The sequence below is a fragment of the Burkholderia pyrrocinia genome, from assembly GCF_003330765.1.
Taxonomy (GTDB): domain Bacteria; phylum Pseudomonadota; class Gammaproteobacteria; order Burkholderiales; family Burkholderiaceae; genus Burkholderia; species Burkholderia pyrrocinia_B.
In genome coordinates this window covers 1,115,671-1,138,741 of sequence record NZ_CP024902.1, presented here as the reverse complement: position 1 = coordinate 1,138,741, position 23,071 = coordinate 1,115,671, and the positions used below count along the sequence as shown (strand labels likewise).

The 23,071-nt window shown below is 65.4% G+C and carries 25 protein-coding genes; 5 read left to right on the top strand and 20 right to left on the bottom strand.

Annotated features, from left to right (window positions below):
- Positions 1 to 95: 95 nt before the first annotated feature.
- The 5 genes from CUJ89_RS05470 to rpsP all read right to left on the bottom strand — a co-directional run bounded on the left by CUJ89_RS05470 (position 96) and on the right by rpsP (position 3,166).
- On the bottom strand, positions 96 to 782 hold the full coding sequence (locus CUJ89_RS05470; RefSeq protein WP_114176464.1) for a CoA pyrophosphatase: 687 nt from the start codon (positions 780 to 782) through the stop codon (positions 96 to 98).
- Positions 783 to 869: 87 nt separating this feature from the next.
- Positions 870 to 1,262, bottom strand: coding sequence for a 50S ribosomal protein L19 (rplS, locus tag CUJ89_RS05465; protein WP_114176463.1), 393 nt, complete (start codon positions 1,260 to 1,262; stop codon positions 870 to 872).
- A gap of 133 nt (positions 1,263 to 1,395) precedes the next feature.
- Complete coding sequence (gene trmD, locus CUJ89_RS05460; RefSeq protein ID WP_114176462.1) at positions 1,396 to 2,190, bottom strand: tRNA (guanosine(37)-N1)-methyltransferase TrmD; 795 nt, start codon at positions 2,188 to 2,190, stop codon at positions 1,396 to 1,398.
- Position 2,191: 1 nt separating this feature from the next.
- Positions 2,192 to 2,869 (bottom strand): ribosome maturation factor RimM, encoded by a 678-nt coding sequence (gene rimM, locus CUJ89_RS05455; RefSeq protein ID WP_114176461.1) that lies wholly within the window; start codon positions 2,867 to 2,869, stop codon positions 2,192 to 2,194.
- 42 nt (positions 2,870 to 2,911) lie between these two features.
- A complete protein-coding gene (rpsP, locus tag CUJ89_RS05450; protein WP_006476550.1) occupies positions 2,912 to 3,166 on the bottom strand; it encodes a 30S ribosomal protein S16 in 255 nt (84 codons plus the stop codon).
- A gap of 153 nt (positions 3,167 to 3,319) precedes the next feature.
- On the opposite strand from rpsP, the gene CUJ89_RS05445 reads away from it, so the two are divergent.
- Both CUJ89_RS05445 and CUJ89_RS05440 read left to right on the top strand, forming a co-directional pair.
- Positions 3,320 to 4,459 carry a PQQ-dependent sugar dehydrogenase gene (locus tag CUJ89_RS05445; RefSeq protein ID WP_114176460.1) on the top strand — a complete coding sequence of 380 codons (1,140 nt, stop codon included), beginning with the start codon at positions 3,320 to 3,322 and terminating at the stop codon, positions 4,457 to 4,459.
- A 109-nt stretch (positions 4,460 to 4,568) separates the two neighbouring features.
- Positions 4,569 to 5,036: an NINE protein gene (locus CUJ89_RS05440; RefSeq protein WP_114178496.1), complete on the top strand. Its 468-nt coding sequence runs from the start codon at positions 4,569 to 4,571 to the stop codon at positions 5,034 to 5,036.
- An 84-nt stretch (positions 5,037 to 5,120) separates the two neighbouring features.
- On the opposite strand, the gene CUJ89_RS05435 is transcribed toward CUJ89_RS05440, so the two are convergent.
- Positions 5,121 to 6,299 carry a PA0069 family radical SAM protein gene (locus CUJ89_RS05435; RefSeq protein ID WP_114176459.1) on the bottom strand — a complete coding sequence of 393 codons (1,179 nt, stop codon included), beginning with the start codon at positions 6,297 to 6,299 and terminating at the stop codon, positions 5,121 to 5,123.
- A 90-nt stretch (positions 6,300 to 6,389) separates the two neighbouring features.
- Entirely contained in the window at positions 6,390 to 6,878 is a 489-nt protein-coding gene (locus CUJ89_RS05430; RefSeq protein WP_012492860.1) for an Lrp/AsnC ligand binding domain-containing protein, read from the bottom strand.
- A 144-nt stretch (positions 6,879 to 7,022) separates the two neighbouring features.
- On the opposite strand from CUJ89_RS05430, the gene CUJ89_RS05425 reads away from it, so the two are divergent.
- Positions 7,023 to 8,309 carry a D-amino acid dehydrogenase gene (locus CUJ89_RS05425; RefSeq protein ID WP_114176458.1) on the top strand — a complete coding sequence of 429 codons (1,287 nt, stop codon included), beginning with the start codon at positions 7,023 to 7,025 and terminating at the stop codon, positions 8,307 to 8,309.
- Positions 8,310 to 8,412: 103 nt separating this feature from the next.
- Here CUJ89_RS05425 and CUJ89_RS05420 read toward each other — a convergent pair whose 3' ends face one another.
- From CUJ89_RS05420 to CUJ89_RS05400, 5 genes are all read right to left on the bottom strand, one after another.
- Complete coding sequence (locus CUJ89_RS05420; protein ID WP_114176457.1) at positions 8,413 to 9,348, bottom strand: electron transfer flavoprotein subunit alpha/FixB family protein; 936 nt, start codon at positions 9,346 to 9,348, stop codon at positions 8,413 to 8,415.
- Positions 9,349 to 9,364: 16 nt separating this feature from the next.
- Entirely contained in the window at positions 9,365 to 10,114 is a 750-nt protein-coding gene (locus tag CUJ89_RS05415; protein ID WP_114176456.1) for an electron transfer flavoprotein subunit beta/FixA family protein, read from the bottom strand.
- Positions 10,115 to 10,342: 228 nt separating this feature from the next.
- Positions 10,343 to 11,137: a MetQ/NlpA family ABC transporter substrate-binding protein gene (locus CUJ89_RS05410; RefSeq protein ID WP_114176455.1), complete on the bottom strand. Its 795-nt coding sequence runs from the start codon at positions 11,135 to 11,137 to the stop codon at positions 10,343 to 10,345.
- A gap of 29 nt (positions 11,138 to 11,166) precedes the next feature.
- Complete coding sequence (locus CUJ89_RS05405) at positions 11,167 to 11,820, bottom strand: methionine ABC transporter permease (protein WP_114176454.1); 654 nt, start codon at positions 11,818 to 11,820, stop codon at positions 11,167 to 11,169.
- The gene (locus tag CUJ89_RS05400; RefSeq protein ID WP_114176453.1) at positions 11,810 to 12,844 is read right to left on the bottom strand and encodes a methionine ABC transporter ATP-binding protein; all 1,035 of its coding nucleotides are present in this window, start codon (positions 12,842 to 12,844) and stop codon (positions 11,810 to 11,812) included. Before CUJ89_RS05400 ends, CUJ89_RS05405 begins: the two co-directional genes overlap by 11 nt.
- 218 nt (positions 12,845 to 13,062) lie before the next feature.
- Here CUJ89_RS05400 and CUJ89_RS05395 point away from each other — a divergent pair, with 218 nt between their 5' ends.
- The gene (locus tag CUJ89_RS05395) at positions 13,063 to 13,983 is read left to right on the top strand and encodes an alpha/beta hydrolase (protein ID WP_114178495.1); all 921 of its coding nucleotides are present in this window, start codon (positions 13,063 to 13,065) and stop codon (positions 13,981 to 13,983) included.
- 26 nt (positions 13,984 to 14,009) lie between these two features.
- On the opposite strand, the gene CUJ89_RS05390 is transcribed toward CUJ89_RS05395, so the two are convergent.
- Positions 14,010 to 14,933: a histone deacetylase family protein gene (locus tag CUJ89_RS05390; RefSeq protein ID WP_006750743.1), complete on the bottom strand. Its 924-nt coding sequence runs from the start codon at positions 14,931 to 14,933 to the stop codon at positions 14,010 to 14,012.
- A 169-nt stretch (positions 14,934 to 15,102) separates the two neighbouring features.
- Here CUJ89_RS05390 and mltB point away from each other — a divergent pair, with 169 nt between their 5' ends.
- Positions 15,103 to 16,320: a lytic murein transglycosylase B gene (gene mltB, locus CUJ89_RS05385; RefSeq protein WP_236654925.1), complete on the top strand. Its 1,218-nt coding sequence runs from the start codon at positions 15,103 to 15,105 to the stop codon at positions 16,318 to 16,320.
- A 76-nt stretch (positions 16,321 to 16,396) separates the two neighbouring features.
- Here the strand turns inward: mltB and cysM are convergent, their stop codons facing one another.
- The 7 genes from cysM to CUJ89_RS05350 form a co-directional block, all read right to left on the bottom strand.
- On the bottom strand, positions 16,397 to 17,299 hold the full coding sequence (cysM, locus tag CUJ89_RS05380; RefSeq protein WP_114176452.1) for a cysteine synthase CysM: 903 nt from the start codon (positions 17,297 to 17,299) through the stop codon (positions 16,397 to 16,399).
- A 214-nt stretch (positions 17,300 to 17,513) separates the two neighbouring features.
- Positions 17,514 to 17,858, bottom strand: coding sequence for a ComEA family DNA-binding protein (locus CUJ89_RS05375; RefSeq protein ID WP_114176451.1), 345 nt, complete (start codon positions 17,856 to 17,858; stop codon positions 17,514 to 17,516).
- Between the two features lie 73 nt (positions 17,859 to 17,931).
- Positions 17,932 to 18,924, bottom strand: a complete 993-nt coding sequence (gene rfaD, locus CUJ89_RS05370) for an ADP-glyceromanno-heptose 6-epimerase (RefSeq protein WP_114176450.1) — start codon at positions 18,922 to 18,924, stop codon at positions 17,932 to 17,934.
- Between the two features lie 63 nt (positions 18,925 to 18,987).
- Entirely contained in the window at positions 18,988 to 19,938 is a 951-nt protein-coding gene (gene rfaE1, locus CUJ89_RS05365) for a D-glycero-beta-D-manno-heptose-7-phosphate kinase (protein WP_114176449.1), read from the bottom strand.
- A 7-nt stretch (positions 19,939 to 19,945) separates the two neighbouring features.
- Positions 19,946 to 21,346 (bottom strand): UDP-glucose dehydrogenase family protein, encoded by a 1,401-nt coding sequence (locus CUJ89_RS05360; protein ID WP_114176448.1) that lies wholly within the window; start codon positions 21,344 to 21,346, stop codon positions 19,946 to 19,948.
- 90 nt (positions 21,347 to 21,436) lie between these two features.
- Positions 21,437 to 22,609, bottom strand: a complete 1,173-nt coding sequence (lapB, locus tag CUJ89_RS05355; protein WP_114176447.1) for a lipopolysaccharide assembly protein LapB — start codon at positions 22,607 to 22,609, stop codon at positions 21,437 to 21,439.
- Between the two features lie 53 nt (positions 22,610 to 22,662).
- On the bottom strand, positions 22,663 to 22,956 hold the full coding sequence (locus CUJ89_RS05350) for a lipopolysaccharide assembly protein LapA domain-containing protein (protein ID WP_012328123.1): 294 nt from the start codon (positions 22,954 to 22,956) through the stop codon (positions 22,663 to 22,665).
- Between the last annotated feature and the right edge of the window lie 115 nt (positions 22,957 to 23,071).

Here is a 23,071-nt window from a genome sequence, read left to right as displayed (position 1 = left end):
TCATTTTTCGCATAACGATAGCACAGCGCAAGCCCAGCATGGCTGCCGGCGCGCGCGCCCGGCAGCCGGCCGCGCGCGCCGGCCGGTGTACGCGCCTAGTCGGCGGCCAAGAAGCGGTACAGATTGCGAAACATGCCGGCAGTTGCGCCCCAGATGAAGTAATGCCCGCCCGGTTCGCCGTTCGGATAGGGCATCGCAAAAAAACGACGCTCGCCGCCTTCCCAGCGGAACACGCGGACCTGATGGTTCGCGGGATTCATCAGGAACGCAAGCGGTACCTCAAAGATCTCGGCGACTTCGAACGTGTCGGCCTGCACGGTGAACGGCGGATGCACGAGGCCGACCACCGGCGTCACGCAGAAGCCGGTGCCGGTGAGGTAGTCGGGCAGCGCGCCGAGGATCTCGACGCGTTCGGCAGCGAGCCCGATCTCTTCCTTCGCCTCGCGCAACGCGGTGGCGGTCGCGTCGCGATCGAACGGTTCGCGACGACCGCCGGGGAAGCTGATCTGCCCGGCGTGGTCGTTCAGGTGGTCGGCGCGCTGGGTCAGCAGCACGGTGAGGCCCGACTCGCGGACAACGAGCGGAACGAGGACGGCCGCACTGCGCGGGTCGACGCCTTCCTGAAGCCTCGCCTCTCCGGGTTCGACGCTCCATTCGAGCGTGCGCGCGAAACGGTCGCGCAAGCCGGACGGCGTCATCAGGCGGGAATCGATGGCGGGCAGACCGGCGCCGGTGCCTTCGACCGGCAATACTTCGGGATCGATGATGGGGCGGCGATTCAATGGGGCTCTCGGGTTCGTGTCGTATCGAGCATATTGTCGCGCCAGAATGAAAAAAGCACCCGGTCGGGTGCTTTTTCCTTACAGCTCTTACTCTTGGGAAGCTGCTGCGGCGCGATCCTTCGACACCAGCTTTTCCTTGATTCGAGCCGACTTGCCCGAACGCTCGCGCAGGTAGTACAGCTTCGCACGACGCACATCACCGCGGCGCTTCACGATGATGCTCGCCAGCAGCGGCGAGTACGTCTGGAACGTACGCTCGACGCCTTCGCCCGACGAGATCTTGCGGACGATGAAGTTCGAGTTCAGACCACGATTGCGAATCGCGATCACGACGCCTTCGTAAGCCTGAACGCGCTTGCGGGTACCTTCAACCACGTTCACGTTCACGATCACCGTGTCGCCCGGGGCGAATTCGGGGATCGTCTTGCCGGCGAGCGCGCGCTCGATTTCTTCCTGCTCAAGTTTTGCGATCAGATTCATTACTGACTCCTTATGCCATCGTGTCGGCGTTCACACCCGCCTGCTTCCAGGCCTGGCCCCGATAGAGGATGGATTCACATCAGGCGCCGCACACGCATGTACGGCACCGCCAATTCCCGCTCGCGCAGCCGCCTCAGGAGGCGTCCTTCGCTTCGCGTGCGAGGTTCGCAAGCCACGCCTCGTCGGCACGGCTCAGCAACTTCTCGCGGCGCGCCCGGACGATCAGGTCCGGCCGCTTCCGCAACGTATTCCTCAATGCCTCCTGGCGCCGCCACCGCTCGATCTCGGCATGATGCCCGCCGAGCAGCACGTCCGGCACGCGCACGCCATCGTATTCCTCGGGGCGCGTGTAGTGCGGACAATCGAGCAGCCCGTCGACGAAACTGTCCTGCACGGCCGACTGCGAATCGTTCAGCACGCCGGGCAGCAACCGCACGACGGCATCCATCATCGCCATCGCCGGCAGTTCCCCGCCGGACAGCACGAAATCGCCAAGGCTGATTTCCTCGTCGACGCAACGGTCGAGCAAGCGCTGGTCGATCGCCTCGTAGCGGCCGCACAGCACGACGACACCCGGCTCCTGCGCCATTCGCATCGCACGATCGTGCGTGAGCGGCGCGCCCTGCGGCGACATCATCACGACGCGCGTGCTAGCAATGCCCTGCTCCGCCTGCGCCGCTTTCGCGGCGCCGATCGCAGCTTCGAGCGGCCTGGCCAGCATCACCATGCCCGGACCACCGCCGTACGGACGATCATCGACCGTGCGGTAGTTGTCCGTCGTGAAATCACGCGGGTTCCAGGTGCGCAGCCCGAAGCGCCCTTGCTTGACGGCCCGGCTGGTGATTCCCCAGTCGGTCAGTGCGCGGAACATCTCGGGAAAGAGCGTGACAACGTCGAACTGCACCGCGCTCTCGTTAACCTGGTTCATTTCAGTAATCGGCTTCCCAGTCGACGACGATACGACGCGCCGCCTGATCCACCGTTTTGACGTAGACGCCGACAAACGGAATCAGCCGTTCGTCGGTGGTCGGCTGACCGTCTTTGCCGGTCGCCGGATACTCGACACGCATGATCGAATGCACACCGTTGTCGATCATCCCGCTCACCTTCCCGAGCGCCACCGATTGCTCGTTGACGACATCGAGGCCGATCAGGTCGACCCAATAGAATTCGTCCGCGGCCAATGCCGGGAAATCTTCCCGGCGCACGAACACGCGAAAGCCGCGCATAGCCAGCGCGGTATCGCGGTCGCTGACGCCCGCGGGTTGCGCAACGACCGTGTCGCTGTGCGTCTTCGACTGCATGATGCGGACGGAAAGCCGCTCCGCACCTCGCTCCAGCCACCAGCGGCGCGCGTTGAGCAGCGCGTCGCCGCCGCGACCGGCGTCGGCATGCGTCGCGACCTTGACCCAGCCCTTCAGGCCGTAGGCGTCGACTACCGCCCCGACCTCGACGGCATCGTCGGGCCAGGCTTGCGTCGCTTCGGGACTGCCCCGTTCGGCAGCCTGACCGGCGTTCGCGACAACGTCGCGCTCGACCGGCTTGCGGGCGAATGCGCCGAAAGACGCACGCCCGCGGCTTGCATTACCGGAATCGTGACCCGCCATCAATGCACCTCACAGCCGGCACGACCGGCACACCGTGCCATATTAGGCAGCCGGTTGCGCCTTTTGCGCTTCCTTCACGAGACGCTGGACGGTCGGCGACAGTTGCGCGCCAACGCCTTGCCAGTACGTCAGGCGATCCTGAGCGATACGCAGCGATTCGCCCTTCGTGGCGACCGGGTTGTAGAAGCCGACGCGTTCGATGAAGCGGCCGTCACGACGATTGCGCGAATCGGTAGCAACGATGTTGTAGAACGGGCGCTTCTTCGAGCCGCCACGAGCCAGACGGATGATAACCATATGAGATCCTTCGGGAAAACCGGGTTCGAAACTACTGAAACACGCGATTATAGCCGGAAACCAGAGGTACAACAAACACTTACGGGCAAAAAATCCGCGGACGGCCTGTCCGCCGGGCATACAATCGTCGTGTTCAGGACGTTCCCCTCCGTCATGCCGCTCCTTCGCGCCGCCTCGACGCGCCGCGCGCAGCGCCGTTTCGCGGCGCTGCTTGCCGGCCTTGCCTGCCTCGCGTCCGCAACGGCGCTCGCCGCGCCATTGCCGGTGGGCGAACTCGTCGTGCCGCCCGGCTTTCACGTGGAGGTACTGACCGACGCGGTACCGACCGCGCGCGAAATGGCGTGGTCGCCGCGCGGCATCCTGTACGTCGGCACGCGGGAAGGCCGCGTGCATGCGTTCGTGATGCACGAGGGCCGGATCAGCGCGCGTTACGTGATCGCGTCCGGGCTCGACATGCCCGTCGGTGTCGCCTACCGCGACGGCACACTCTATATATCCGCCGTGTCGCGCATTCTACGCGTCGATCACATCGACGACCGGCTCTCCAGGCCGCCAGCGCCCGTCGTCGTGACCGACGCGCTGCCGACCGAGCACCATCACGGCTGGAAATTCATCGCGTTCGGCCCCGACGGCAAGCTTTACGTGCCGACCGGCGCACCGTGCAACGTCTGTCTCGCCGATCGCAGCCGCTACGCGATCATCGCGCGCATGAAGGCCGACGGCAGCGGAAGTGAGGTCGTCGCCCGCGGTGTGCGCAATACGGTCGGCTTCGCGTGGCACCCCGATTCGGGCGAGCTGTGGTTTACCGACAACGGGCGCGACATGATGGGCGACGACGTACCCGACGACAAGCTGAATCGCGCGCCACGCGCCGGCCTCGACTTCGGCTTTCCATACTGCCATGGCGGCGACACGCCCGACCCCGAATTCGGCAGCGCTGACGTATGCCGCCGTTATGTGCCGCCCGTATTGAAACTCGGCGCGCACGTCGCGGCGCTCGGCATGCGCTTCTATACCGGGGCGATGTTTCCGGCGTCGTATCGCAATAACGTGTTCATTGCCGAACACGGTTCGTGGAACCGCAGCACGAAGGTCGGCTACCGCGTGATGCGCGTCGTCGTATCGGCCGACGGCAGCCAGGCACGCCAGACCCCGTTCGTCACGGGCTGGCTGCGGCCCGACGGCACGGTATGGGGACGCCCGGCCGATGTGCTGCCGCTGCCGGACGGCTCGCTGCTCGTCAGCGACGACTACGCAGGCGCAATCTACCGCGTAACCTATGCGGCACCTTGACGCAGGCCGGGGGTGACCGGGCCCGACCGGGCATCGTAGAATGCGTGCCGGGCCGCGCGCCCGCGCCGGCCCGCCGGCCGCCCATGCCAACGACAATACGCCGCCATCCATGTCCAGCAGCACCGCACCGTCCCGCCGCTTTCGCTCCAAGACGCTCACCGCCGCCCTCGCATTCCTGTTCGGATCGCTCGGCGCGCACCGCTTCTATCTGTACGGCTTGCGCGACGTGTACGGCTGGGCGCACCTGCTCGCGACGATCGTCGGCATCCCGGGCTTCCTCCTGCTGGCGGCAACCCAGCGCAGCGCCGGCCTCGGCTGGTGGCTCGCGGTACCCGGCGCGATCTCGCTGCTGGCAGCGTTCCTCGCCGCCCTCGTCTACGGGTTGCGCCCCGACGAAAAGTGGGACGCGCAATTCAACGCAGAGACAGGCAAGCACAGCCGGTCGGGCTGGACCGTGATCTTTGTAGTGATCTTCTCGCTGCTGATCGGCGCGTTCCTGCTGATGACCGCACTCGCACTGTCGTTCCAGACGTATTTCGAATCGCAGGTCGAAGCGGCGAAGCAGATTTCGCAGTAAGCGCAACGAACGCGACGCACCAGCACCCGTCGCTCGCCGCTGCGCCCGGTACCGGCGCCGACCGGCGGCGGTTTTGCACATCGGTCAGAACAGGTTCAACTGCATGTCGTCGCGCGACTTCGCGCCGGCTGCACAGGCAGCCACGCGCTGCGCCGGCACCGCCGCGGCCGACGCACCGCGAAACTGCGACAGATCGAGAATGCCGTTCGTGCGCTCGTTCAGCCCGAGCCGCTTGACGGCCTGGCGAAAGCGCTGCCGCAACAGGTCGGCCCAGATCCCCTCACCCTTCATCCGTTTCGAGAAATCCGAGTCGTAGTCTTTCCCGCCGCGCATGTCGCGCACACGGTTCATCACGCGCTCGGCGCGATCGGGAAAATGCGCGGCGAGCCAGTTCTTGAACAGCGGTGCGACCTCCCACGGCAAACGCAGGATGATGTAGCTCGCATGCGTCGCGCCGGCTTCCGCGCACGCCTCGAGCACGCGCTCCATGTCAGGCTCGGTAACGAACGGAATCATCGGTGCAATGCTCACGCCGACCGGCACGCCCGCATCGCGCAGCGCACGGATCGTGCGCAACCGGCGCGCCGGTGTGGCCGCGCGCGGCTCGAGCGTGCGCGCGAGATCGGCATCGAGCGTCGTGATCGTGACCGCCGCCATCACCTGCCCGCGCTCGGCCATCGGTGCGAGCAGGTCGAGATCGCGCTCGATCAGCGACGATTTCGTGATCGCGGCGAACGGCAACCCGCGATCGTGCATCACCTGGATCACGCTGCGCGTGATGCGCAGGTCGCGCTCGACCGGCTGGTAGGCATCGGTGTTGACGCCGAGCGCGATCGGCTCCGGCACGTAGCGCTTCCGCGAAATCTCGCGTTCGAGCAGTTCGGCCGCATTGACCTTCGCATAGATGCGGCTTTCGAAATCGAGCCCCGGCGACAGGCCGAGATAGCTGTGCGTCGGCCGCGCGAAGCAGTAGATACAGCCGTGCTCGCAACCGCGATACGGATTGAGCGATACGCTGAACGGAATATCGGGCGACTGGTTGTGCGTCAGAATGCTCTTCGCACGCTCCTCGAATACCTGCGTGCGCAGCGGTGCGGGGAAATCGACATCGTCCGACTCGTGTGTCCAGCCGTCGTCGACCGCTTCGCGCTGCGCGATTTCATACCGCCCCTGCAGGTTGTCGACCGCACCGCGCCCCTTGCGGGGCGCGGGCGGCGCTACCGGAAATTCGTTGTCGGACCGATCGTCCATGTGCCCACCCATTCGCCTGCACCTAATACTGTATATTTATACAGTATTAGGTGCAGCGTGCCAAGGGCAGGATAAGGGGCCCGACAACAGGCCGTCGGCACGTCACTCGCCGACCGCGATCGTCAGCGTCTCCTTGATTTCTTCCATCACGACATAGCTTTTCGACTGCACGGCGCCGGGCAGCTGCAGCAGGATATCGCCGAGCAGCTTCCGGTAGTCGGCCATCTCGCCGATCCGCGCCTTGATCAGATAGTCGAAATCGCCGGACACCAGATGGCATTCGAGCACCTCGTCGATTTTCATCACTTCCCGACGGAATTGCTCGAACATGTTGCCGCCCTTGTGGCCAAGCGTGATCTCGACGAACACCAGCAGCGCGGCACCCAGTTGGCCCGGGTCGACCCGCGCGTGATAGCCGGTGATCACGCCGTCCCGCTCCATGCGCCGCACCCGCTCGATGCACGGCGTGACGGTCAGTCCGACCTGTTCCGCGAGGTCTTTCATCGCCATCCGGCCGTCGTCCTGGAGCAGTTTGAGGATGCGCCGGTCGAGCTTGTCGAGCGAGCGTACTGGCTGACGTTGCGTTCTCATTTTTTTATGCTGAAAACCTGAAAAATACGATAACAAAACCTGCACATTCGACAATACCATAGCTCAAAAAACTAGATCAGCTAGAGGTTACACGGAGCCGCGGGTGCGCCGGCCTCGATCTGGTCCCTTCCATCTGGAGCAGCTATGCGAGTCGTCATTCTGGGCAGCGGTGTGGTGGGCGTGGCAAGCGCGTATTACCTCGCGCGCGCCGGTCATGAAGTCACTGTGATCGACCGGGAAGCCGGCCCTGCGCTCGAGACGAGCTTTGCGAACGCTGGCCAGATCTCCCCCGGCTATGCCGCGCCGTGGGCTGCGCCCGGCGTGCCGTTGAAGGCCGTCAAATGGATGTTCGAAAAGCACGCGCCGCTCGCGATCCGCCTCGACGGCACGCGCTTCCAGCTCCAGTGGATGTGGCAGATGCTGCGCAACTGCACGGCCGAGCGCTATTCGGTCAACAAGGGGCGCATGGTCCGCCTCGCCGAATACAGCCGCGACTGCCTGCAGGCGCTGCGCGCCGATACCGGCATCCAGTACGAAGGCCGCACGGGCGGCACGCTGCAACTGTTCCGCACGCAGCAGCAACTCGACGGTGCGGCAAAGGACATCGCCGTGCTGCAGGAAGCGAACGTGCCGTTCGAACTGTTGTCGCCGGCCGACCTGAAGAACGCCGAACCGGCGCTCGCCGCCGTATCGCACAAGCTGACGGGTGGCCTGCGCCTGCCGGGCGACGAAACGGGCGATTGCCAGCTGTTCACGACGCGCCTCGCGGCGCTCGCCGAATCGCTCGGCGTCAAGTTCCGCTACAACACGCCGATCGATGCGCTCGCGATCGCGGGCGGCAAGATCGCCGGCGTGCAGTGCGGCAGCGAGACGGTGCGCGCGGACGCGTACGTCGTCGCGCTCGGCTCGTACTCGACCAGCTTCGTCTCGAACCTGATGCAGATCCCCGTCTATCCGCTGAAGGGCTATTCGATCACCGCGCCGATCGTCAACGAAGCGGCCGCGCCCGTGTCGACCGTGCTCGACGAAACCTACAAGATCGCGATCACGCGTTTCGACCAGCGTATCCGCGTCGGCGGCATGGCGGAAATCGTCGGCTTCGACAAGAAGCTGCGCGCTGCGCGCCGCGAAACGCTCGAAATGTGCGTGAACGACCTGTTCCCGGGCGGCGGCGACACGTCGAAGGCAACGTTCTGGACGGGCCTGCGCCCGATGACGCCGGACGGCACGCCGATCGTGGGCCGCACGCCGGTGTCGAACCTGTTCCTGAACACCGGCCACGGCACGCTCGGCTGGACGATGTCGTGCGGCTCGGGCCAACTGCTCGCGGACCTGATCTCGGGCAAGATGCCGGCGATCCAGGCCGACGACCTGTCGGTACATCGTTACCTGAAGGACGTGGCCGGCCAGACGCGCCCGGCATACGCATAAGCCGCGGCTGCCCGCGGCAATGCGGGCCGGCCGGCATCAAAAAGAAAGGGGCGCTCGTTGCGCCCCTCTTCTCGTCTGCTTACCGCTGAAGCGTCACGCCGCGTCAGCCGAGCTCGGCCACGAGCTCCGGTACGAGCGCGAACAGATCGCCGACGAGGCCGTAGTCGGCCACGCTGAAGATCGGCGCCTCCGGATCCTTGTTGATCGCCACGATCACCTTCGAATCCTTCATGCCGGCCAGATGCTGGATCGCACCCGAAATACCGACCGCGATGTATAGCTGCGGCGCAACGATCTTGCCGGTCTGGCCGACCTGGTAGTCGTTAGGTACGTAGCCTGCGTCGACCGCCGCGCGCGACGCGCCGAGTGCCGCGTTCAGCTTGTCGGCCAGCGGCTCCAGCACCTTCGTGTAGTTCTCGCCGCTGCCCAGACCGCGGCCGCCCGACACGATAATGCTCGCGCTGGTGAGTTCCGGACGGTCCAGCTTCGTCACTTCACGGCTCACGAACTGCGACTTGCCTGCGTCGGCCGCCGCTTCGATCTTCTCGACCGCTGCGCTGCCGCCAACGGCTGCCACCGGATCGAAACCCGTCGCGCGCACCGTGATGACCTTGATCGGGTCGCTCGACTGCACCGTCGCGATCGCGTTGCCCGCGTAGATCGGGCGCTCGAACGTGTCGGCCGAATCGACCGCCGTGATGTCCGAGATCTGCGCGACATCCAGCTTCGCCGCGATGCGCGGCGCGATATTCTTGCCGTACGCCGTCGCCGGCGCGAGGATGTGCGAGTAGTCCTTCGCGATGTTCAGCGCGGTCGCCTCGACGTTTTCCGCGAGGCCCGCTTCGAGTTGCGGCGCATCGGCCAGCAGCACCTTCGAAACACCTGCGATCTTCGCTGCCGCATCAGCCGCCGCTTGCGCGTTGTGACCCGCAACCAGCACGTGAATGTCGCCGCCAATCTTCACTGCCGCCGCCACCGTGTTCAGCGTCGCGGCCTTGATCGACGCGTTGTCGTGTTCTGCAATCACCAGAATCGTCATTTCTTTCCGCTCCCTCTTACAGCACCTTGGCTTCGGTCTTCAGCTTCTCGACCAGCGTCTTCACATCCGGCACCTTCACGCCGGCTGCGCGCTTCGGCGGCTCGACCACCTTCAGCGTCTTCAGACGCGGCGCGACGTCCACGCCCAGGTCTTCCGGCTTCACGATTTCCAGCGGCTTCTTCTTCGCCTTCATGATGTTCGGCAGCGTCACGTAGCGCGGCTCGTTCAGGCGCAGGTCGGTCGTGATCACCGCCGGCAGCGTCAGCGACAGCGTTTCCGCGCCACCGTCCACTTCACGCGCGACCGTGGCCTTGCCGTCGGCGACCGTCACCTTCGATGCGAACGTCGCTTGCGGCAGGCCGGCCAGCGCAGCCAGCATCTGGCCGGTCTGGTTCGAATCGTCGTCGATCGCCTGCTTGCCGAGGATCACGAGCGAAGGCTGTTCCTTGTCGACCAGCGCCTTCAGGATCTTCGCGACGGCCAGCGGCTCGACGCCGTCGTTCGACTCGACGAGGATCGCGCGATCCGCGCCGATCGCCAGCGCCGTGCGCAGCGTTTCCTGCGCCTGCGTGACGCCGACCGATACCGCGATCACCTCGGTCGCGACGCCCGCTTCCTTCAGGCGCACGGCTTCTTCAACGGCGATTTCGTCGAACGGGTTCATCGACATCTTTACGTTCGCGATGTCGACACCCGTTTGATCCGACTTCACGCGGACCTTCACGTTGTAATCGACCACTCTTTTCACTGGCACCAGGATTTTCATGCACACGCTCCAAAGTTACGAATACGACCAGAGGCCATTTTATAGCGAGGCCTCGTGACTGCGCGGCCAAGCGGACCCATCCATCGTGGCTGTCGAGGATACCGCTTCTTGGCGATGCGCCAATGATAGCGAACGATCGTTCTATTTTAAAAGAGAAAAAACCCGGACGCAAAGCCCGGGTTTTCGATCATCGACTCTAATCTCGCCGGGCGCCCCGTGCTTCGCCCGTTACCAGGCGGCAATGACCGCGCCGCCGAACTTGCCTTCGATGAACTGCTTCACGTCGGCCGAATGATAGGCCGCGATCAGTTTCGCGACCCACGGCTTGTTCCGGTCCGCCTCGCGAATCGCGAGGATGTTCGCGTACGGGCCGTTCGGACCCTCGATCGCGATCGCGTCCTGTTTCGGTTTCAACCCCGCTTCCATCGCGTAGTTGGTATTGATCGCGGCCGCGTCGACGTCGCCGATCGAACGCGGAATCTGCGCCGCATCGAGCTCGACGATCTTCAGCTTGCGCGGATTGTCGACGATATCGAGCGGCGTCGCCTTCAGCCCCGCCTCTGCGCGCAGCTTCAGGAGGCCCTGCTTTTGCAGCAACAGCAACGCACGGCCGCCGTTGGTCGGATCGTTCGGGACCGCGATGCGCGCGCCCGGCTTCAGTTCGGCCAGCGACTTCACGCGCTTCGAATAGATGCCCATCGGGAACGTGACGGTATCCGCGACCTTGATCAGCTTGTAGCCGCGATCCTTCACCTGCGCCTGCAGATACGGATCGTGCTGGTAGCTGTTCGCGTCGAGGTCGCCCGCCGCGAGCGCGGCGTTCGGCTGCACGTAATCGGAGAACTCGACGATGCGGATATCGAGGCCGCTCTTCGCCGCGACCTTCTTCACCGCTTCCATGATCTGCGCGTGCGGCCCGCCCGTCACGCCCACCTTGATGGTCTCGGCCTGTGCGTGCGCGCCCGCGAACAGCGCGGCCGCGCCGAGTGCCGCCGCAAACTTCAGCATGAAGCGTCGTTGCATCGTGTCTCCCCTAATGGATCAATTCCGTCTTATTTGTGGCTCAGCCGACGGACGAGCCAGTCGCCGAACGACTGCGCGATCTGCACGAACACGATCAGGATCGCGACCACCGTCCACATCACTTCCGGCAGATAGCGCTGGTAGCCGTAGCGGATCCCGAGATCGCCGAGGCCGCCGCCGCCGATCGCGCCCGCCATCGCCGAATAGCCGACCAGCGACACGAACGTGATCGTCAGACCCGCAACGACGCCCGGCAGCGATTCGGGCAGCAGCACCTTGAATACGATCTGCGACGTGGTCGCGCCCATCGATTGCGCAGCCTCGATCAGCCCGCGATCGACTTCGCGCAGCGCCGTCTCGACGAGACGCGCGACGAACGGCGCGGCCGCGAGCGTTAACGGCACGACCGCCGCGGCCGTGCCGATCGACGAACCCGTGACGAGCCGCGTAAACGGAATCACCGCGACCAGCAGGATGATGAACGGCGTCGAGCGGACGGCGTTCACGATGCCGCCGAGCACGCGATTCACGGCGAGGTTCTGCAGCACGCCCTGGCGGTCGGTCAGGTAGAGCAGCACGCCGAGCGGCAGGCCGACGAGCGCGCCGACCGCCCCGGAGATGCCGACCATGATCAGCGTCTCCCAGAACGACTGCACGAACATATCGAACATCTCACTCAACATACGAAAGCTCCTCTACCACCACACCTTGCTCGCGCAGGAACGCGAGCGCCTGCCCGACCTTGCCCGGCTCGCCGCCCGCGAGCACCGCGAGCGAACCGAATGCCTGCCCCTGGATCTCGTCGATCTGGCCGTGCAGGATGTTGAAATCGAGTTCGTACCGGCGGATCGTCTCCGACAGGATCGGCTGGTCGACACCCGAGCCCGTGAACGCGAGCCGCAGCAGATGCCCGCTGCCCGTCTTCAGCCGCTCGGCCACGCGCGCCTTCATCGCGGGCGGCAGCTCCTGCGCGATCACGTCGCCGATCAGCGCGCGCGTCACTTCGTGATGCGGCTGCAGGAACACGTCGATCACGCGGCCTTCCTCGACCACGCGCCCCGCATCGAGCACCGCGACGCGATCGCAGACCTGCTTGATCACTTCCATCTGGTGCGTGATCAAAACGATCGTCAGGCCTAGCTCGCGGTTGATGCGCTTCAGCAGGTCGAGGATCGAACGCGTGGTCTCGGGATCGAGCGCGGACGTCGCTTCGTCCGACAGCAGCACCTTCGGCTGGCTCGCGAGCGCGCGTGCGATGCCGACGCGCTGCTTCTGTCCACCGCTGATCTGCGCCGGATAACGATCCTTCTGCGCGGACAGCCCGACGAGGTCGAGCAGCGGCAGCACGGCGGCCTCGATGTCGGCACGGCTTGCGCCGGCCAGCTCCAGCGGCAGCGCGACGTTGCCGAACACCGTGCGCGACGACAGCAGGTTGAAGTGCTGGAAAATCATGCCGATCTCGCGGCGCGCCTCGCGCAGCGCGCCAGCCGGCAGCAGCGTGAGATCGCGTCCGCCGACGACGACATTGCCTTCAGTCGGCCGCGTGAGCAGGTTGATGGTGCGCACGAGCGTGCTCTTGCCGGCGCCGCTTCGGCCGATGATGCCGAACACCTCGCCCTGCGGGATCGTCAGGTTGACGTTGTGCAGCGCCTCGACCCAGCCGTTCGGCCCCGGGAAACGTTGCGACAGATTGCGTAATTCGATCATGTAAACAAAACGGCGGCCGGCTGGTGAGCAGGCCCGCCAGTCGGCCGCCGATGCATCTGGAATAGCCGGCGATTTTACCGCAAACCCCTCATTCCCCTTAATAATCGATTTCGATCTTTTCATAACCGCACGAAATTAGAGGAGCGCCGCTGGCGCGTCACGACAGTGCCGCGACTATGATCCGGAACACGCATGCCAAAGAACAGGGGACACGCCAGATGACCGACACCACCACACCGGACGCAGCACCTGCCACTGCCGGATCGGCGCATTCGTCGCCGCCCGCGCCGAAAATGGGCCGGCTGCGTACTGCTGACGGGCTCGAACTGGCGTCGTACCGCTGGCTGGCCGGCGACGGCACGGCGCCGCCGCGCGCGACGATCGCGCTCGTGCACGGCCTCGCCGAACACGCGGGCCGCTATGCCGCGCTCGCCGGCCGGCTGAACGCGGCAGGCATCGACGTGCTCGCGATCGATCTGCGCGGGCACGGCCAGTCGCCCGGCAAGCGCGCCTGGGTCGAGCGCTTCGACGGCTACCTGAACGATGCGGATGCACTGGTCGCCGAAGCAGCGCGCGGCAATGCGCCGCTGTTCCTGATGGGACACAGCATGGGCGGTGCGGTCGCGGCGCTGTACGCGATCGAACGCGCGCCGGCCCGCGGCCACGCGCTGACGGGCCTCGTGCTGTCGAGCCCGGCACTCGCACCCGGGCGCGACGTGCCGCGCTGGATGCTCGCGGTGAGCCGCGTCATCAGCCGCGCATGGCCGACCTTCCCCGCGATCAGGATCGATGCGGCGCTGCTGTCGCGCGATCCGGCCATCGTCGCGACCAATCGCGCCGATCCGCTCGTGCATCACGGCGCGGTGCCCGCGCGCACCGGCGCGGAGATACTCGACGCGATGACGCGTATCGAACGCGGCCGCGGCGCGCTGCGCGTACCGGTGCTCGTCTATCACGGCACCGAAGACAAGCTGACCGAGCCCGACGGCAGCCGCGCGTTCGGCGCGCGCGTCGGCTCGCCCGATCGTACGCTGACGCTATACGAAGGCGGCTTCCACGAAACGATGAACGATCTCGAACGCGATCGCGTGATCGATGCGCTGATCGCGTGGATTCACGCGCGCGTGCCGGCGCGCTGAACGCGCGCGGCCTGGCGGCCGGCCAATCAGATGCCGGCCAGCACGCGCAGGTGCGCGACGACGCTGCGCCCGAGCGCGGACAGGTTGTAGCCGCCTTCGAGGCAGCTCACGATACGGCCCTGCGCATGACGGCGCGCCACGTCGACGACCTGCGCGGTCAGCCATTCGAAGTCGGCCTCGACGAGGCCGAGGTTGCCGATATCGTCCTCGCGATGCGCATCGAAGCCGGCCGACACGAACAGCATCTGCGGCTTGAATGCGTCCAGTCGCGGCAGCCAGAACATGTCGACGGCTTCGCGGATCGCCATCCCGTTGCTGCGCGCGGGCATCGGCAGGTTGACCATGTTCGGCGCCTGGTGGTCGGCGCCCGAGAACGGGTACAGCGGATGCTGGAAGAAGCTGCACATCAGCACGCGCTCGTCGTTCGCGAACGCAGCTTCGGTACCGTTGCCGTGGTGCACGTCGAAATCGATGATCGCGACACGCTCGATACCGTGTACGTCGAGCGCATGCCGCGCGGCGATCGCGACGTTGTTGAAGAAGCAGAAACCCATCGCGCGCGCGGGCTCCGCATGATGGCCGGGTGGACGGACGCTGCAGAACGCATTCGCATAGCGGCCTTCGATCACCGCGTCGGTCGCCGCGATCGCGGCGCCGGCCGCACGCAGTGCCGCGCGCCACGTGTCGCGGTTCATCAGCGTATCGGGATCGATCTCGACGTAGCCGTCGACCGGCGTCATGCTCCGGATGTAGTCGATGTGCGCCTGCGTATGCACACGGCCCAGCGCCACCTCGCTCGCGAACGGCGCGGTTTCGTGCACGATCAGGTCGTCGATGCGGCTCGCAATCAGTTGATCCTGGATCGCCGACAAGCGGGCCGGGCATTCCGGATGCCATTCCCCCATCTCGTGCAGCATGCAGTCGGGGTGCGTATAGAAAGCGGTTGCCATAAGCTGTCATCCGCGGCGCACGGTGCGCCGCAGGTCTCCATCAATAATGTCCATCGTCTGCCGCGAATTCGCCGCTAACTTACCACAACGGGGGCCCGCTTCGCCCCGGCGCGCCGGATGCGTCGGGTATACTGCGCCGAACACAATCGCCCTGTCCGCCCGCTTCGACATGAATTCCAGCAAGCCTGCCGCTCTTCTCCCCGCGCTGTTCCGTGTTCGCGTCGCGCTCGTTGCCGCCGCCGTCGCCGCCACCCTCGGCGCCGCGCCTGCCGGCGCGCAGACGCAGCCTGCGAAGTCGGCCGGCACGCTCGTCGCACAGGCCCAGCCCCAACAGCCGGCGCCGCAAGGCCAGACCTTTGAAGAGGAAATCGTTCCGCAGCGTTACGCGAACAACGCGAAGGTCGATGCGTTCATTGACGAAATGGTCAGCCGCAACGGCTTCGACTCCGCGAGCCTGCATGCGCTGTTCTCGCGCATCAGCTATTCGGCGACGGCCGTCAAGCTCGTGAAGCCCGCCCCGTCGCCAACGGTCAAGAACTGGCGCGTCTATCGCTCGCGCTTCATCGAGCCGATCCGCATCAACGCGGGCGTAAAGTTCTGGAAGGCGAACCAGGCGACGCTGCAGCGCGCATCCGAGGAATTCGGCGTGCCGCCCGAGGTGATCGTCGGCATCATCGGTGTCGAGACGATCTATGGCCGCTACATGGGCAATTTCCGCGTGCTCGACGCGCTGACGACGCTCACGTTCGACTATCCGAACACGCCGAATCGCGACAGTCGCCAGGCAACGTTCCGCAAGAACCTCGAGGATTTCCTGGTCTGGACCCGCGACAACCAGCTCGACCCGACCACCGTGCTCGGCTCGTATACGGGTGCAATCGGGATCCCGCAATTCCTGCCGAGCAGCATCCGCGAATATGCGGTCGACTTCGACGGCACGGGCCATGTCGATCTGCGCAGCAGCCCTGTCGACGCGATCGGCAGCGTCGCAAACTACCTGAAGCAGCACGGCTGGGAAACCGACCGCCCGGTAGTCTGGCAAATCACGCCCGATACGGGCAGCCTGGGAATCGCACAGGCCGCCGCCGACGGCCAGCCCGAGCCGCACTGGGCACTGTCGCAACTGCTGCGCGCGGGCATGACGCTGAACGAGCCGACGGTCAACATCACCACCGAAGCCGGCACGCCCGTGACCGTGGTCGACCTGCCGTCGCCGGGGCGCGCGACCGAATACATGATCGGGCTCAAGAATTTCTATGTGCTGACACGCTACAACCGCAGCTTCTTCTACGCACTCACCGTGTACCAGCTCGGCGAGGCCGTGAAGGCGCAGATGGAAGCGAGCGGCGCGCTGAAGCCGGCCGACGCCGAAGCGCAGTCGCAGTAAGCACCACCCGCCCAAAGAAAAAGCGCCGCACAAGCGGCGCTTTTTTATTGCAGGCGCTGGACGCGCCGACCGGTGCTCAGGCCGGAAACACGCCCGTGGACAGGTAGCGGTCGCCGCGATCGCAGACGATGAACACGATCGTCGCATTCTCGACCTGACGCGCGATGCGCATCGCGACTTCGCATGCGCCGCCCGACGAAATGCCCGCGAAGATGCCTTCGACCGCCGCGAGCCGGCGCGCCATCGTTTCCGCCGCGGCCTGGCCTACGTTCTCGACCCGGTCGATGCGGCTGCGATCGAAGATCGTCGGCATGTACGCTTCCGGCCACTTGCGGATGCCCGGAATGCGCGAACCGTCTTCCGGCTGCGCACCGATGATCTCGATCGCCGGATTCTGCTCCTTCAGATAGCGCGACGTGCCCATGATCGTGCCCGTCGTGCCCATTGCCGACACGAAGTGCGTGACGCGCCCTTCGGTATCGCGCCAGATCTCCGGGCCCGTCGCTTCGTAGTGCGCAACGGGATTATCGAGGTTCGCGAACTGGTCGAGGATCACGCCCTTGCCTTCGCGCTGCATCTGGTCGGCAAGGTCACGCGCCAGTTCCATCCCGCCCTTCACGGGCGTCAGGATGATTTCGGCGCCGTAAGCGGCCATGCTCTGGCGGCGCTCGACCGACAGGTCCTCCGGCATGACCAGCACCATCCTGTAGCCGCGGATCGCCGCTGCCATCGCGAGCGCGATGCCCGTATTGCCGCTCGTCGCCTCGATCAGCGTATCGCCCGGCTTGATGCGCCCGCGCGCCTCGGCCTTGCTGATCATCGACAGCGCCGGGCGATCCTTCACGGAACCGGCCGGATTGTTGCCTTCGAGCTTCGCGAGCACCACGTTGTTGCGCGCGCGAATCTCGTCGTCCGGCAAGCGGACCAATTGCACGAGCGGCGTATTGCCGATCGTGTCTTCGATAGTTTTGTAAGCCATGGATATACCGTGAGTACGAGGCCGATCAATCGGTCGATTGTAAACCAGCACCGGCGCTCGCGCCGGCAACCCCATTGCGACGATGGAATACGCATGCCGCGCGATGCGTGATCGCCGCGTACGCAGCGCACACGCAAAAAACCCGCGGCACGCCGCGGGAAGCCGTCGCAACGACGGCGGCTGAAGGAGCACTTTGTCTGTCGCGCGCGACGCGTTACTTCTGCGCGGTGCGGGCAGGTGCAGCGGCAGGCTTTGCTGCCGCCGGCTTGCCCGCTGCCGGCAGGGCCGCATCTGAGCCGGCCGCACCTATCGTCAGCCCTTCCTGCTGGAGTCGCTCGACGGTATGGCCACCCATGCCTTTCACGCGTGATGCGAGATCGTCCGCATTCTTGAACGGACCGCGTGCGCTGCGTTCATCGAAAATCGCCTTCGCCCGTGCCGGGCCGATGCCCTTGATGCCGACGAGCGCATCCTCGTTCGCGGTGTTGACGTCGACGGCCGCCCAGGCCGACGCGATCATGCCGAGCATGGCCGCTGCGGCAAACCATTTCCTGATCATGTGCTGGATCTCCGATAAAAACGGCCGGCGGCTGCCGACCGTGAGACCCAGTCTATCGATGCAGCGCTTCCGTTTAAACCTGGCCGGACAGCCAACGAACGTAGCGGTCGACGCCTTCCTGCACGGTCAGGAACGGTGCGTCGTAGCCGGCCGCGCGCAGTTTCGTCTGGTCGGCCTGCGTGAAGCACTGGTACTTGCCGCGCAGCGCATCGGGGAACGGCACGTATTCGATCAGCCCCTGCTCGACCTGCTGCGCGAGCGTCAGCGGCGGCAGGCTGTCGAGCGTGCGCAGCGTGTTCACGACCGTCGACGCGATATCGTTGAACGGCTGCGCACGGCCCGTGCCGAGGTTGAAGATGCCCGACTTCTCAGGATGATCGAAGAAGAACAGGTTCACCTTCGTCACGTCCTCGACCGACACGAAGTCACGCGTCTGCTCGCCCGGCGCATAACCGTTGTACTCGCCGAACAGCTTCACCTTGCCTTCCGCGCGGAACTGGTTGAAGTTGTGGAACGCAACCGACGCCATGCGCCCCTTGTGCGTCTCGCGCGGGCCGTACACGTTGAAATAGCGGAAGCCGGCGATCTGGCTCTTCGCGTTCGGCAACACGCGACGGATCACCTGGTCGAACAGGAACTTCGAATAGCCATAGACGTTCAGCGGCGCCTCGACCTCGCGCTCCTCGACGAAACGCGTCGAGCCGCCGTAAATCGCGGCCGACGACGCGTACAGGAACTGCGCGCCCTGTGCGAGGCATGCGTCGAGCACCGCGCGGCTGTAGCGGAAGTTGTTGTCCATCATGTAGCGGCCGTCGGTTTCCATCGTGTCCGAACAGGCGCCTTCGTGGAACACCGCGCGCACCTTGCCGAAATCGCCGCGCGCGAAGCGTTCGACGAATTCCGTCTTGTCGAGATAGTCGTCGATCTCGCAATCGACGAGATTCCGGAACTTGTCCGCGCGCGTCAGGTTGTCGACCGCGATGATGCGCGTCTCGCCGCGCTCGTTGAGCGCCTTGACGATATTTGCGCCGATAAAACCGGCTGCGCCGGTGACGATGAGGGTCATGATCGTCCTGCCTGAAAAATGCGAGCCACTCGAGCGGCGCGCTCGTCGCGCCGCCGAATGCGCTCAGTGAAACAGTTCGTCGTAGTCCACCGTGGCCGTGCCGAGCTTGCCGACCACGATGCCTGCCGCGCGATTCGCGAGCACGACTGCGTCGACGAGCGGCACACCTGCGCCGAGCATCGTCGCGACCGTCGCGATCACGGTATCGCCCGCGCCCGACACGTCGAACACCTCGCGCGCGAGCGCCGGCGCATGCAGTTCGCCGGTGGCGGAAAAAAGCGTCATGCCCTCTTCCGAACGCGTGAGCAGCAGCGCATCGATGCCGAGTTCCGTGCGCAGATTCGCGACACGCGCACGCAAATCGTCTTCCGATTTCCACTGCCCGACCACTTCGCGCAGTTCCGCGCGATTGGGCGTGATCAGCGACGCGCCGCGATAGCGCGCCCAGTCGTCGCCCTTCGGGTCGACGAGGACAGCCTTGCCGGCCGCACGCGCCTTCTCGATCATCGTCGTGACGTGCGTCAGGCCGCCTTTCGCGTAATCCGACATCAGCACGACGTCGTGCTGCGGCAGCAGCGCGTCGAAGCGCGCGAGCCCCGCGAGCAGCACCTCGTGCGTCGGCATCGCCTCGAAGTCGACGCGCAGCAGTTGCTGCTGGCGCGCGAGCACACGCAGCTTGATCGTGGTCGGCAGCGCCGGATCACGCTCGAGATGAGGTGTCACGCCGCTGCTGCCGAGCAGCTCGACGATCCGCTCGCCGGGTTCGTCGCAACCGACGACGCACAGCAACCCGGCCTGGCCGCCGAGCGTCACGGCATTGCGCGCGACGTTGGCCGCACCGCCGAGCCGCTCTTCCTGACGCTGCACGTGCACGACCGGCACGGGCGCTTCCGGTGAAATGCGATCGACGTTGCCGAACCAGTAACGATCGAGCATCACGTCGCCGACGACAAGCACGCGCGAACGCGCGAGCTGCGCGCGCGGCACCGGAACGACTTCGCGGGGAGTATTCATCGTGTGATCAGCCACGGGAAGACGACTGGGGATCGACATGCGGCCGTCCGATCGCGTAGTAGTCTATGCCCAGTTCGGCCATCGCGTCCGGCTCGTACAGGTTGCGCCCGTCGAAGATCACCGGCGCCTTCAGTTCCGCCTTCAGGCGCGTGAAATCGGGGCTCCGGAATTCCTTCCATTCGGTCACGATCACGAGTGCGTCCGCGCCCGTCACGGCGACATCCTGCGTATCGACGAGATGCAGCCGCGCCAGCGCGTCCGAATCGTCGCCGAAATCCAGCGCGAACACGCGCCGCGCCTCGTCGACCGCGACCGGATCGTACGCGCGCACGGTCGCGCCGCGCTCGAGCAGCGCGGCGATCAAGCGGCGGCTCGGCGCCTCGCGCATGTCGTCGGTGTTCGGCTTGAACGCAAGGCCCCAGACCGCGAACTCGCGGCCGGCCAGGTCGGCGCCGAAGCGCTGCTCTATCTTGCCGATCAGCACGTCCTTCTGCGCATGATTGGCCGCCTCGACGGCTTCCAGGATGCGCAGCGGCTGGCCGTTCTCGCCGGCGGTGCGAATCAGCGCCTGGACGTCCTTCGGGAAGCACGAGCCGCCGTAGCCGACACCTGCGTACAGGAAGTGATAGCCGATACGCGGATCGGAGCCGATCCCGCGGCGCACAGCCTCGATGTCGGCACCGACCTTGTCGGCGAGATTCGACATCTCGTTCATGAACGAAATGCGCGTCGCGAGCATCGCGTTCGCCGCGTATTTCGCGAATTCGGCCGAACGCACGTCCATGTAGATCGTGCGCTCGTGGTTGCGGTTGAACGGCGCGTAAAGCTTCTTCATCTTCTCGCGCGCGATCGTGCCCGTCTCGTCGTCGTCGACGCCGATGATGATCCGGTCCGGACGCATGAAGTCCTCGACCGCGGCGCCCTCCTTCAGGAACTCCGGATTCGACACGACCGAGAAGCGATGCGCGACGCTGCCCGCGAGCCCGCGTGCGGCAAGCGCCTCGTCGACCACGCCGCGCACGCGCTGCGCGGTGCCGACCGGCACCGTCGACTTGTCGACGATCACCTTGAAGCCCGTCATGTGGCGGCCGATGTTGCGTGCGGCCTCGAGCACGTACTGCAGGTCGGCCGAGCCGTCCTCGTCGGGCGGCGTGCCGACCGCAATGAACTGGATCTCGCCGTGCGCGACACTCGCCTCGATGTCGGTCGAGAAGCGCAGGCGCGCCGCCGCGCGGTTGCGCGCGATGATGTCCAGCAGCCCCGGTTCGTGAATCGGCATCCCGCCGTTGTTCAGGATGTCGATCTTGCGCGAATCGACGTCGAGACAGAAGACGTCGTGACCGATCTCCGCGAGGCATGCGCCCGTTACGAGACCGACATAGCCGGTGCCGATGATGGTGATTTTCATAGATGTTCCGGTACTTCCCGGTAATTGACTAACTTGGCCGCCGGGACGAGCCCGGCGGCAACCGCAGCGCGTTGGCTCCGCGTGCCGGGATCAGCCCGGCATCGCAGGTTCGACGCGGCGCGGCGCATAGGTTTCCCAGCCGCTGCATCCGGGGCACTGCCAGTAGAAAAGCCGTGCCCGGAAACCGCAATTCTGGCACGTATACCGTGGCAGATTTTTCGTGCGCTGCTTGATCAGCGCACGCATCATTTCAAGTTCCTTACGACGCGGTTCGTCAGCCGCCGCGATCTGCGCATCGAGCAGGTGCAGCATCCCCGACAGGTTCGGCGACTTCTCCATCTGCGCGCGCGCGAGCGTGTGCGCCGCATCCTGCCCCCTCAACCCGGCGATGTGCTGATACGCGATGTCGAGCAGGTCGTTCGACGGATAGCGGTCGACATATCCCATCAGCAGCTCGGCGCCTTCGACGTTCTTGCCGAGCGCGACATGGGCCTTCATCAGCTTGTCGGCGACGAGCGGCAGATACGCCGGGTTCTGCGCTTCGACGCGCTTCCAGTACTCGATCGCGGCCGCGTGGTTGCCGTCCGCCTCCGCGGCATCGCCGGACAGGATCGTCGCGCGAACGTTCTGCGGGTTCACGGCCAGCGCGAGCCGCAATTGCTCGGCCGCCGCGGCCGCGTTCTTGCGCTGCAGCGCGTCCTGCGCGAGTTCGCAGTGAAACTGCGCAATTTCGGCGCCGAGCGGTTTGTCGCTCATCGACTCGATGCGCTTTGCGGTATCGATCGACTTGTTCCAGTCCTTCTCGATCTCGTAGATCGTCAGCAGCGCCCGCTGTGCGCCGAGCGCGTAGTCACCGTCGGCGAGCTTGTGAAACGCCTCCTCCGCGCGATCGAGCAGGCCGGCTTTCAGGAAATCCTGGCCGAGTTCGTACAGCGCGTGGTCGCGCTCGTTGACCGGCAGATCCGTGCGGCTCAGCAGGTTCTGGTGCACGCGGATCGCACGGTCGGTTTCGCCGCGACGGCGAAACAGGTTGCCGAGCGCGAAGTGCAGCTCGACCGTCTCGGGATCGAGCTTGGCGACCTCGATAAACGCGTCGATCGCCTTGTCGGGTTGTTCGTTCAACAGAAAATTCAGGCCGCGAAAATACGATCGCGGCAGGTTGGCACTCTCCGACAGGAGATTCTTCAGGTCATAGCGTGACGCCGCCCAACCGAGCGCGAACGCGACCGGAATCGCGAGCAACCACCAAAAATCCAGATCCATGCGAAATATCGAAGCAGAGACGAAAACCGCGCGATGATCGCGCGGCGTCCGTGTTAAATGACGGGCGGCATCGGCGGCTGGTCGATGACGGCAGGCGTTTCGCGCGCCGCGCGCAGATCGCGCTTCAGGCGCCCGTTCTCGAGACGCAGGCGGAAGATCGAAGGCAGCGCAGACAGCAGGCCGGCCAGCAGCCCCACAGCGAAGAATGCCAGACCGATCAGGATCAGCGGCGCCTGCCATGCGTAGCCGGCAACGAAATTCAGCGTCGCGGTTTGCGTATTGGCCAGCGCGAGCACCAGCAACAGTACGAACACCAGTACCCGGATCAGCCAGACGATAAACTTCATGAAGCCCTCTCTTTGTTGAGGTTTGCCGCGGCGCGCGACTCCCCTTCGTCGCACCGAATCGACCCGTATTGTAAAGGAAGCGTTTCGGCGGCTGCGCACATCCTGCACGCACCCA